Origin of the sequence: Pseudomonas sp. NFACC42-2, assembly GCF_900116055.1 — a bacterium.
Lineage (GTDB): Bacteria > Pseudomonadota > Gammaproteobacteria > Pseudomonadales > Pseudomonadaceae > Aquipseudomonas > Aquipseudomonas marginalis.
Genome location: NZ_FOZO01000011.1, coordinates 73,958 through 83,890 on the forward strand (window position 1 = coordinate 73,958; position 9,933 = coordinate 83,890).

18 protein-coding genes and 1 pseudogene are annotated in these 9,933 nt (G+C 55.9%); 2 read left to right on the plus strand and 17 right to left on the minus strand.

Annotated elements, in window-relative coordinates:
• Positions 1-11 precede the first annotated feature (11 nt).
• The 15 genes and pseudogenes from BM416_RS19705 to BM416_RS19770 all read right to left on the minus strand — a co-directional run bounded on the left by BM416_RS19705 (position 12) and on the right by BM416_RS19770 (position 7,442).
• Positions 12-356, minus strand: a complete 345-nt coding sequence (locus BM416_RS19705) for a hypothetical protein (protein ID WP_092489148.1) — start codon at positions 354-356, stop codon at positions 12-14.
• Positions 353-691: a hypothetical protein gene (locus tag BM416_RS19710; protein WP_003218335.1), complete on the minus strand. Its 339-nt coding sequence runs from the start codon at positions 689-691 to the stop codon at positions 353-355. Before BM416_RS19710 ends, BM416_RS19705 begins: the two co-directional genes overlap by 4 nt.
• A gap of 174 nt (positions 692-865) precedes the next feature.
• Positions 866-1,189: a hypothetical protein gene (locus BM416_RS19715; RefSeq protein WP_092489149.1), complete on the minus strand. Its 324-nt coding sequence runs from the start codon at positions 1,187-1,189 to the stop codon at positions 866-868.
• Positions 1,190-1,197: 8 nt separating this feature from the next.
• Entirely contained in the window at positions 1,198-1,383 is a 186-nt protein-coding gene (locus BM416_RS19720; RefSeq protein ID WP_092489150.1) for a Com family DNA-binding transcriptional regulator, read from the minus strand.
• Positions 1,384-1,471: 88 nt separating this feature from the next.
• Complete coding sequence (locus BM416_RS19725) at positions 1,472-1,828, minus strand: hypothetical protein (RefSeq protein WP_092489151.1); 357 nt, start codon at positions 1,826-1,828, stop codon at positions 1,472-1,474.
• Positions 1,829-1,948: 120 nt separating this feature from the next.
• Positions 1,949-2,494: a hypothetical protein gene (locus BM416_RS19730; protein ID WP_092489152.1), complete on the minus strand. Its 546-nt coding sequence runs from the start codon at positions 2,492-2,494 to the stop codon at positions 1,949-1,951.
• Positions 2,491-3,090 (minus strand): recombination protein NinG, encoded by a 600-nt coding sequence (locus tag BM416_RS19735; protein ID WP_092489153.1) that lies wholly within the window; start codon positions 3,088-3,090, stop codon positions 2,491-2,493. Before BM416_RS19735 ends, BM416_RS19730 begins: the two co-directional genes overlap by 4 nt.
• Positions 3,087-3,557, minus strand: coding sequence for a hypothetical protein (locus BM416_RS19740; protein ID WP_092489154.1), 471 nt, complete (start codon positions 3,555-3,557; stop codon positions 3,087-3,089). Before BM416_RS19740 ends, BM416_RS19735 begins: the two co-directional genes overlap by 4 nt.
• Positions 3,554-4,351: a hypothetical protein gene (locus BM416_RS19745; protein WP_092489155.1), complete on the minus strand. Its 798-nt coding sequence runs from the start codon at positions 4,349-4,351 to the stop codon at positions 3,554-3,556. Before BM416_RS19745 ends, BM416_RS19740 begins: the two co-directional genes overlap by 4 nt.
• Positions 4,338-5,267, minus strand: a complete 930-nt coding sequence (locus BM416_RS19750) for a helix-turn-helix domain-containing protein (RefSeq protein ID WP_092489156.1) — start codon at positions 5,265-5,267, stop codon at positions 4,338-4,340. Before BM416_RS19750 ends, BM416_RS19745 begins: the two co-directional genes overlap by 14 nt.
• A complete protein-coding gene (locus BM416_RS30905; protein ID WP_256577565.1) occupies positions 5,264-5,551 on the minus strand; it encodes an HNH endonuclease in 288 nt (95 codons plus the stop codon). The genes BM416_RS19750 and BM416_RS30905 overlap by 4 nt, the downstream gene beginning before the upstream one ends.
• Positions 5,552-5,557: 6 nt before the next feature.
• Positions 5,558-5,851: pseudogene (locus BM416_RS30910) on the minus strand (phage replication protein); the annotation flags it as partial.
• A gap of 1 nt (position 5,852) precedes the next feature.
• Positions 5,853-6,656, minus strand: a complete 804-nt coding sequence (locus tag BM416_RS19760; protein WP_092489158.1) for a Rha family transcriptional regulator — start codon at positions 6,654-6,656, stop codon at positions 5,853-5,855.
• Positions 6,657-6,725: 69 nt separating this feature from the next.
• Positions 6,726-7,151: a phage regulatory CII family protein gene (locus tag BM416_RS19765; protein ID WP_092489159.1), complete on the minus strand. Its 426-nt coding sequence runs from the start codon at positions 7,149-7,151 to the stop codon at positions 6,726-6,728.
• Positions 7,152-7,229: 78 nt separating this feature from the next.
• Complete coding sequence (locus BM416_RS19770; RefSeq protein ID WP_092489160.1) at positions 7,230-7,442, minus strand: transcriptional regulator; 213 nt, start codon at positions 7,440-7,442, stop codon at positions 7,230-7,232.
• 82 nt (positions 7,443-7,524) lie between these two features.
• Between BM416_RS19770 and BM416_RS19775 the strand changes: the two genes are divergently transcribed.
• Both BM416_RS19775 and BM416_RS19780 read left to right on the plus strand, forming a co-directional pair.
• On the plus strand, positions 7,525-8,193 hold the full coding sequence (locus tag BM416_RS19775) for a LexA family protein (protein WP_092489161.1): 669 nt from the start codon (positions 7,525-7,527) through the stop codon (positions 8,191-8,193).
• Positions 8,193-8,423, plus strand: coding sequence for a hypothetical protein (locus tag BM416_RS19780; RefSeq protein ID WP_092489162.1), 231 nt, complete (start codon positions 8,193-8,195; stop codon positions 8,421-8,423). Before BM416_RS19775 ends, BM416_RS19780 begins: the two co-directional genes overlap by 1 nt.
• A gap of 108 nt (positions 8,424-8,531) precedes the next feature.
• Here BM416_RS19780 and BM416_RS19785 read toward each other — a convergent pair whose 3' ends face one another.
• Positions 8,532-9,395 (minus strand): Kiwa anti-phage protein KwaB-like domain-containing protein, encoded by an 864-nt coding sequence (locus tag BM416_RS19785; protein ID WP_092489163.1) that lies wholly within the window; start codon positions 9,393-9,395, stop codon positions 8,532-8,534.
• Positions 9,392-9,928, minus strand: coding sequence for a hypothetical protein (locus BM416_RS19790; RefSeq protein ID WP_060764996.1), 537 nt, complete (start codon positions 9,926-9,928; stop codon positions 9,392-9,394). The genes BM416_RS19785 and BM416_RS19790 overlap by 4 nt, the downstream gene beginning before the upstream one ends.
• Positions 9,929-9,933: the final 5 nt, after the last annotated feature.

Below are 9,933 nucleotides of genomic sequence, written 5' to 3' on the forward strand. Positions count from 1 at the left end.
CGTGGCGCGGATTACTTGCCCCGGCGCTCGACACCACCTGGAGCCTTGTCACAGTTCAGGCAGTGCTCGCAGTTCAGCGTCCGGCACAGCCAGACCTTCACCCGCTGCCAGTACGTGACCATGAAGATATGCCGTGCACCGGCCAAGGCCAGGGCGACATGCAACGTCAGGCCGGCAGTGGTCGGGCCGAAGAAGATGTTCTGGCTGCGTACCATCACAACGAAACCGGTGATGGCGATCGTCGAGTAGATCAGCTTCCCGAGAATGCCGTCCCTCACCTTCCCGCTCAGTACGCACCAGGCTGCCCACAGCGCGATTAGGCCGCATGCGATGGAGTTGATCAGTTCAAGATTCATGGTGGATTGCCTCCCCCGAACCGCTGGCGAATGAGCGCCCAGAGGTCAGCGGATTTGATGGCTCGATTGATGGCCGCCAGGAGCGAGCCGCCGAATGCGCCCAGCAGGAAGCCGATGCCAGCGACTATCTTCGGTTCGGTCACTCCCAGGTAGGTGCTTACCATGCTCGTCAGGTAGATCGAGCAGGCCATGCCGGTGATGAGGAAGATCATCCAGGCACGCCAGTCGTTCAAGTCGTCCTTGTGCCACCAACTGGCGATCACCGCCCCAACGAGGCCCGCAATCAGCAATTCGAACCTGTCGATCTTGTCGAGCAGGCGCTGTAGATACTCCATGCGCTCGACTCCGTGGGGCATGTTTGGAATAGGTCGGCTCCAGCAGCACTCCCAGCTCGGAGCAATGGGTGTGGCGGAGCCGAAAATAGGAAGGCCCCGGCAAATGCCAGGGCCTTGGCCTGTCACGTAAGGACAGGAGAAAAGCAAACGGCTGCAGATGCAGCCCACCGCTTCTTACGGCAGCAGGTCGTAGGTCACGTAGGCCGTACCGCCGCCATTCTGCGTCATTGCTACCCACAGGCCCTGACCGGCAGGGATGGTTACAGAGAACGGAAGAGTGGAAGAACCGCTAACGGCGGACAAGATAACGGGCACGTTGGTCACCCAGCGCCCTTCCGGAATGGTCGTGCCGGTACTAATAAATCCGTTCCCGACAGGGCTGATCATCGTAGCTGTCCGAACTACAGCGCCATTGACGTTCTGTGCCGGAGTGAAAATTGCCTCGGCGTAGCTGGTTGCCACCGATTTGAAACGGCTGCCGATTTGTACTGGTTCCATGTTTTCACCTATTGAGTCGAATGATTTGTCGCGGAGGATTCCGCTTTCATGTCGCTCAAAGGCGATTGCTCGAGGATCTTGTCCTTCGCATGATTCAACGTCCCGCATCGGGAACACTTGATCTGGAGCTCTGTAAACCCACCCGTACGGGCGAGAAGTCTTTTGCAGTTACCGCATCTAAATTCTTTCAACATCTGCAAATTCCTTTTGCTGAATCGCCCTTTTCCGTGGGCAATAAAAAGCCCAGCGCGAAGGCTAGGCATCTGTGTTTCGTAAGGTGTTTTATATGCGAGTCCTGGCCATGACTCGCCATATTTTTATCAACAGAAGAGCAGTTAGCGCGCCGAGCAGGCCTGCAAACAATCCCATCTGAAAAATTGCAGATGGCTGCATCCAGCACAGGCTCATTGGCTTGGTAAAAGAATAAAGGCAAGGCTCAGGGAACAGGATCTGCCATGCGGGCAACGCGCCAGCGCTAAACAATAATCCTGTTCCGAATAGTACTACGGCTACCCAGCGAGAAATGGTGGGGAATTTTATTCGAGCCTGCGATAGAGCAACTACCAGGGCGGCGGAAACGAATCCAGGAACGAAAAGAGCCGCAAAAAAAACCTGGCTATACTTATGGGCAGTATCCATATCACCTCAACAAAAAACCCGACACAGCGGCCGGGCTTTTTTATGTCAATCCCTAACGCGCAAGATCGACAGGATGGATAAATAATCTCTCACTTTCTCACTCATTGCAATGGCTATTTGCTACGCCGCGCAACTTTCGATTAAACCCTCGGCGTCGAGCAGTTCCTGGGCAGCGGTGAGCGCCTCGTTCACCTGGTCATCGAGCGTCTTGCGGATCCCTGAGCGCCACCGGTACCGAGTAGATTCTGGCTTGCCGTCGTTATCCCAATTGGTGATGTCGTACCAGGCGGCCGGCAGCACTGCGGCGGAGCGCTTGCCTTCGGCACCGGCCACTTGTGGAATCGCCCAGGTCAATACGGCACACTCCCGGAAACGTTTCGGCGCAGGCGTGCGCACCGAGTTGAGCAGTTCCAGAATCGCGCCGTGCTTACGCTCCTCATGGGTGGAATACTTCGCCACGAGTGCTCGCCAGTGCGCCGGGGTGAGCGCCTTGTGCAGCCGGCCGAACACCCAGCAGTCCTGGAGAAACGCCGCCTCCTTTCCGATGATCTCCCCCTTTTGCTTGGCACATTGCACCTTCGGTTCAAAGTCGCAGCCGCCGGCGGAAGTGATGGTCTCGGCCGCGAGGGCTCGAACTACTGCTGAAACAACGTTGCGATAGGTCATGCGGCTTCCCCTTTTTTCAGCTCTCTGGTCATTGCCCGGTATTTGGCCTTGATGGCCTTGATCTCTTCCACGGTGTACTTGCAGGCTGGGTGCAGACCTTCCAGCCAGACCACCTTCTCGGCGCCGATGCGCTGCACCAGGCGGATGCGGTACTCGACGGCATTGCCGGAAAGATTGCGGTTGCACTTCACACACTGGCGGTGGATGTTCAGAGGCTCGAAGCGCAGCTCCGGGCAGGCGCCGACGGATCGATAGTGCCCGGCGTCCCACCGGCTGCCAGTCATGAGGTCGTTATCGTTCGGCGTGGAGTCGCAGCTGATGCAGGACAGGTGCGCGTCACGGAGACGCACGTATTCATTCACCGCCGCCTGGGCTTCGCGCAGGTGATCCGCCCTGCTCTTCAGCTTCTCCTTGCGGACTTTGATCTCGCGCCGCTCAACTTGAGCCAGAGACTTACGCGCCTTCGTCTGATTTACGTCCTTGATCGCCAGGCCGCACTTCGGGCTGCATACGGCCTGGCCCAGGCGCTGCGGCGGAAAGCTGATACCGCATGCCGGGTTCTTGCACTTCTTCGGTTTGGGTTGCTTGGCGATCATGCAGCCTCCTTGCTGAGTAGATCAGTGAAAACCACACCTTGGCCCGTGAAGTAGGCTGCAATGCGGTCGGTGTAAGCGATGCCCTGGGCACGGTTAAACAGGCTGGTCACAGGGAAGCCATCAGGGCCAAACAAATGACACTCGCCCATCATGGCCAGCTTCGTTTCGTAGGGCAGATGACGCATAACCCGGTACCACTCGGCCTGGAACCCAGCGTCTTCGTTAAGCAATATCTGCACGCCAAAGTGCAGCTTGCAGTAGCGCCGGGCGTCCGCCGCGTCGCCAATCTGGGTCATTTCGGCTATTCGCTTGTACATCCCGAACCACAGCCGGTTCTGGTCGAGGGTGCGGTCCTTGCCCGGGCGCAGGGTCACCACGACAAACTTCTTGTCTTTGTACATGGCGCTGATTTTGGTAATGACTTCGGAGAGCTTGGCCTGGCAGTTGACGCTGATCTTGTCGGTCATTGTGCCGCCCTCTTCGCTTCCAGCTCTCGGGCCTGCTTGATTAGCAGCGCTCGGCGATCAGCCAACTCATTCGCTGCATCAATCCGCATTTCGGTTTTCCTCTCGGCACTGGCCTTACGCATCTCCAGCATGGAGTTCCTCACCAGTTCGAGCTTATGGCGAAGCGCCGGCGCTGGCCGCGTAACGGTGCCGGTTAGCAGGCCCGCGATAGCCCGACCATCCTCGTTGATCGGCTCGACACTCAGGTCCGCCAGGTACTTCTGTGCGTGTTCTCGCGGGATGCGTTTCAGCTCCATCGCTTTGGTCACAGCCTGGATCCGGCGGTTGGCGTCAAAGCCCACGGACACGTGCCAGTTGACCGGTTTCGCATCCTCGCGAGCCTGGCCCACGAACCTTTGGTAAGCGTCGATGAACGCCATGCGCGCGCCGATTTTGTCGCCGCCATCCAAGATGGGTTTCGCAGCGGCCAGGGCCAGTTGGATTTCATCGGTCAGCACCACGGTTTCAAATTCGTCGTTGGTGGTCATGGCGATGGCCCAGGCCTCGTCTTTGCCCGGGCGCCCGTCAGAGGACTGGACGCGTTGCAGGATGTCGGCCATAGCCAGCTTGCCCTTCACTTCGCAGCGACACGCCTTCAGCGCCGCTTTGACGACAGGCACCGGGTAGGCGCAAAGGTCTTCGGCCATCATCGCGGCGGTACCGGGGTTCATCTCCTGGCCCATGGCCTCGGCCGTTGCGCAGATGGCGGCGGCAAGCCCGGCGACCTGCTGGTCGTTCATTTCAAAGGTATTCATTGCGGTCACCTGCTTGGCGTTTGGCCAAAACCATCTGGGCGGCCTGCTCGGCTGCGGAGAGGTTTGCCTCGGTCCTTTCCATCTGGCGGGCGGTTGTTCCGTTGATGCGCTGCCCAGTGACCCATTGGGTGTGGTAGCTCTCGGCGTTGGCCAGCAGTTCGTTGAGGCTGTGGCACTTGCGCAGCACAGCGGCATCGCTGGTTTTCAGGAAGTGGGCAGCGACGTGGTGGGCGACGTCGGCACCGAGGCGGTCAACCAGTTGGCCGAGCTGGCCACCGACCTTGGCATTCCACACCGGCCAGGCGCCGTAGCGTTTGCGGTAAGCCATGGCGTAGTTCGCCCAGACCTTGAAGGTTTTGCAGGTCTGGTCTTTGGGTCCAGGCATGTCGGCGGGGATCTCGACCCGTGGGGTGTCGGTGCGATCAACAACCAGCACCAAGCCGCGGGACTGAGCCGGCACAACCGCGGCGGGAGCCGGGGGTGTAATTGGTTCAATGACCGGTTCCATGACTGGTTCAAGAGAGTTACTGATTCTGGGTGCAGCTGCTGCACTACCCCCTGGTGCAGGAGATTCACTAGGGGGTGAACCTGCTGCACTACCCGGGTGAATCTTCTGCGCTACCCCTGGTGCAGGAGGTGCACCACCCCCGTCGAGGGTGAGGAAGTAAACGTTCGACGAATTCCCCTTCGGACCACCCTTCCGGATTTCCTTGCGCAACAGTCCCGCCTCACACAAGGCTGTGATGTGATTCATGACAGAGCGCTTGCTGATCTCACACTGGTCGGCGATATGCTGATAGGACGGCCAGCACTCGCCTACGTCACTGGCGTTGTCGGCCAACTTGATCAGCACCAGCTTTCGCAGAGGATTACCGACGCGAAGCTTCATTGCGGCAACCATAAGGCCCATGCTCATGCTGCACCTCCGGCGAACACGCGGAAATCAATCGTCCGCACGCCCTTCCAGCTATTGCAGGACATGCAAAGGGTCTGGAGGTTGCCCAAAGAAGCCTCTCCACCTTGGCTTTCAGGTACGACGTGATCAGCCCTCAAGCGCATCAGCACCGAGCAGCCGCAGCGCAAGCACGCGTGACCGTCGCGGGCGAACACGCGAGCACGCAAGCCAGAAGGGATTGGTTTCTTTTTCGTCCTGCGCCGGGGCGGGAGGACCGGCGGTTGGTGCGCGGTGACGTGGCCCATTCGGTCCGGATTCCACTCACAGCCTTTTTCGGTGAGTCGGAATGCTTCAGGGCGAAGCTCAATCAAACCGGCCTCTTCCAGGGCCTTCAGCATGCGGTAAGCGGTGTCCGGTTTATCGGTGAGCAAAGGCAGCTCCTCGATGATCTTGGCCTTGCTCAGCGCGAAGAAGATCCCGTCATCAGTCTTGATTGGCTTGGTCCAGCTCGGGCAGCCATAAACGAAGGCGAACAGTAGGGCCTGCTGAGAATTCAGCCCCCACTCCAGCGCCTTCACTTGGTTAATCGTGACGGTGTATTGCATGTCAGGCCTTCCCGACCTTTGCGGCCAATTCAAGGAAGCGATCCACGTACCAGTGAGGCTGCGTCTCGCGGGGGCATTGAGGGCTGGTGAGGTTCTTGCCGTAGGCCATGCCCTTCTCGGTCACAGACCAGAAGTCCACTATTTCCTGCTTGGAGTTTTTGCGCTGGAGGACCTTGAGGAAGCCGTGGGCTTCAAGTGCAAGGTTGAAGGCGCGTGGCGTGCTGGCAATGGAGTGATCTTTGATCAGGGCGGTAATTGCCTTGGTCGGCATGGAAGAGCCACCAGCGGCATCAGGGGCGGCGTCCACCGCATAGCCTGGAAGGAATTTGGCATCTAAGCCGTTGTTGGTGGCGATCTGGGCGAGCATCATCACTTGGCTGGATGGCGCAGGCTTCAGCATGCGCGTGAAGCATTCCAGGATTGCGAGTTCGCCGACGACCTTCGTGCCGCTGGCGATCACAGCATGACGTGCTGCGTTATGACCCTCCAGTTCAGCCCAGCGACGAATAACAGCGCGGCGCATCTTGGCGCTGTAACCGGTGAGCAGCGTATCTGTCAGCTCGCGATCAAGCAGATACTCGACCTGCTCCCGCTTATACCCGTCCAAATAGATGTGCTCAAAACTGAGCACATCTTCTTCAAGGTCGGTAAGCATGGATACGATATCCCGCTTCACATTGTTGTGGCGCTTTCCGGTGACATTCGCAATTTCGCGTGACGACATTGTCCGCGCCACATTTTGCGATTGCGAAAAACGTGGCGCGAGATTGTTGGGGCTATTGATCGATTCTGTGTGTTGGTGCATGATTCGCTCCAGTTGTTTACCGCTGTAGAAAAAGCCACCCTCGTCCGGTGGCTTTTTTGTGTCTGAAATTCAGGCGGCTTTCACGGACTGCTTGAACACTTCCAGGCTGACGATCACTTCCTCAGCCTCCTTGAGCAGCTCGGACTTCTCGCGGGTGCATACGCGGCCATCGGCCTGGGCGTCGAAGGCAAGGCGCGTAACGTCGGCCAGATCGGCGTGGAGGCGCAGAAGCGCGGTATTGAGGTTGATCCCCTCAGGCTTGTCCTTCGGCACCAGGTCGAAACCAAATGCCTCGGCCCATGCCTTCAGCGGGCGGAAGTCCTGGGTGAACTTCATAATCCGGTGCAGCTCCTGGACGTTCAGCTTGTGGCTGTCGTAGTCCGGGTTCGCCTTTTGGGAAAGAAGCGTCTTCGAAGAGAAGCTGGCGCCCTCTGCAATCCGCCCAGCCCCGTGCTCGTCCACCACGTCATAGATCGCCTTCATCAATTCCTGCATGTAACACCTCGAAATTCTTTACGTGGCGCCCTGCAGGTGCAGAGGCGATCATTTGCTCAATGGAGCGGCGGAAGGATGTCAGGCGGCGGATCGGGCGCGCTTCTGGGGCATGCACAGCTCACGCGCAGTGATCTTTCCACCGGTCAACTCTTCAGCCTTGAAAGCTTTTTCTGCACGCATCGGGTGAATCCCGGCGACCCAGTACGAAACTGCTGCTTGGGATACGTCGAGCGCTGAAGCGGTTTTGGTTTGCCCGCCGAAGAAGTCGACGAGCCTTTCGATAGGGGTCATATGAGAGCCCTCCTGATAAGCCTGCTTATATCCTAAGTAGAAGCAGACTTATTTGCAAGCCAATAAGGGAACTTATAAATTCATGTGCATGAGCACACTTGCAGAACGACTAAAAGAAGCGCGGAAACACGCGAATCTGACCCAGGCAAAACTGGCGACGGTTTCCGGTGTTGAGCAGCCCCTGATCTCCCAGCTGGAGACAGGCAAGAACCTTCAAAGCGCACACCTTCCAAAATTCGCCCACATATGCGGCGTGAGTGCTATTTGGCTTTCGGACGATATTGGGCCCATGGTCATTGACTCAAAAAAGGAAGAGTCAAACGTATCGCTGGCTGCCCAGAATCCTCAGAGCTTCCGCTATCCAGTGATCAGCTGGGTTTCTGCCGGCTCATGGGCTGAGGCGGTCGAGCCGTACCCTGTTGGTATTTCCGACCGCTACGAGTTTTCCGAATACAACTCGAAAGGCCCTGCGTTCTGGCTGACGGTCAAAGGTGACTCGATGACGGCGCCCGCCGGCCAGAGCATCACAGAAGGCACTCTGATCCTGGTGGACACTGAGGCCGAAGTCGCCCCAGGCAAGCTGGTAGTAGCCAAGCTGCCAGACAGCAACGAAGCGACGTTCAAGAAGCTGGTCAGCGATGGCGGCAGGCTGTTCCTGAAGCCGCTGAATCCGAGCTACCCCATTGAGGCCGTCGACGAGAATTGCAGGATCGTGGGCGTGGTTGTGCAGGCGCTGCAGAAGTTTTACTGATGCCATCCGCCCTTGGAAAACCTTCTACCTCATGGCGAGAGCAGTCCTTCTGGAGCAAGGTTGGGGTCATTGCTTGGCTGGCGCTGCTTATGATGATCCCCGGCTACTCCGACGCAGCTGGTCTTAGCTGGAGCTCATCCGGCCGCAAGCGGGTCTTCAGCCCTGGCTTCGTTGTGCTCTGCGTTTTCGTGGCGGTGGTTGAGTTGATAGCGCTGATTCATTTCTATTGAGTTAAGCAATAAATATCAAAGGCACACCTCGCCTCGGCGAGGTGTTGATCTCAGCAAGCTAGATACTTAAATTAAACCTCAAATAACGCTGAGGAACAATTTTACATATCAATCAGCTTTGCGCTTTGAGTTAGAAATAAATCTAGTATTAGATAGAGGGGACTCATAGTAATCCTCATCTAAAAAACGCAGCAATTTCCTTAGTTCAGTATTATTATCAGGAACGATAATGCGTCCGTCATCTGACAGAGCTAATGGAAACTGCATACTCGCTGCAACGGCAACAATTTGATCTGTGCTGTAGTTCTCAAGAACCGCCGACTGCCGGATGAGTGATATTTTCTTTCTGATTTGCGGACCTGCGGCAGCCAAAAAAACTTGCACATCTTGAACCGCCAACTTTTCATGACCAGCAAAAGTAGTCACTTCTTCGTTAGTCGCCTCCCGAAAGTATTCCGAAAGATCGAATACGCGCTTAGCAAAGTGAAAGCTTTGAAATTTTAAATTAGTACCTTCGAGCACAGCTAAGAGCTTGGTGTCGAGAGACAGTCCCGACTCACTCATTTTTTGAAATTGATTATTTGCAAAAAATAGCATTAACCCTGCACGGGCAATCAGTCTGCGGCGTTCAAAAATCTGCACCAGAACCCGAGGTACGCCAGCTACCTCTATTCCAGTAAAAATCGCTCGTACTAAGTCAAGGCTGTGAGTGTTGGGATCATACTGATCAACAGACAGTGGGTTTGCAACGGCAGCTAATAGGCCGTCGACATCTGCGAAGTCAGGAATTTCAAGAAGCTCGCCTTCCTCTGGAGTATATCTACCATCAAATGGTATTATAGTATCAACACCCCGAAAAAATTCTGTGTGTTGATCGTTAAAAACAGTAGAAATATCGGCGCTTAAATCCACCGAAAGTGGAAAGCGAATCAGTCTGGCTCCAGGCACATCCATTAGTGCAAACAAATTCATTTTGTTTTCTCCTTAGTTTTTGCTTCCAAAATACCGTACTCCGTAAGCTGAACTACGCTTTTAATACTGGAGACGTTATTAATTGTTCTTTTTGTTAGCATCAAATACGTCACACCCTCTTGAGTCTCAACTTCATAAAAGTGAAACCCAAGAAGACCCAGCACGGGATTCACATGCAAAGCATGAGTCGTCCAGAGCACAAATATCAGCATCCCCCCCGCAAGCATCCAAGCGCCAAAGTCTAAACCAGCCTCTCCCTTAAATATCAAAGGAAGTGCATAAGCCACGAAGAAGCCTACAACTTCTTTGTCAGCACTCTTAACCTTCTTTATTACAACGGGAAGTCTCTCAAATTGGGCTGAGGCTTCAGTGATAATCCAACTAGATATAATTCCGAGGATGAGGCAGACGCAGATCGCCAGCACACAAAGCAACCACTCACCCTTTCGTGCGCCAAAAACGTATGCCAGCGATACCGAAACCGGTGCAATCGCTGTGAGCGCTAAAAGCACTCGAGTAGGTTTACCTAGCATGGACT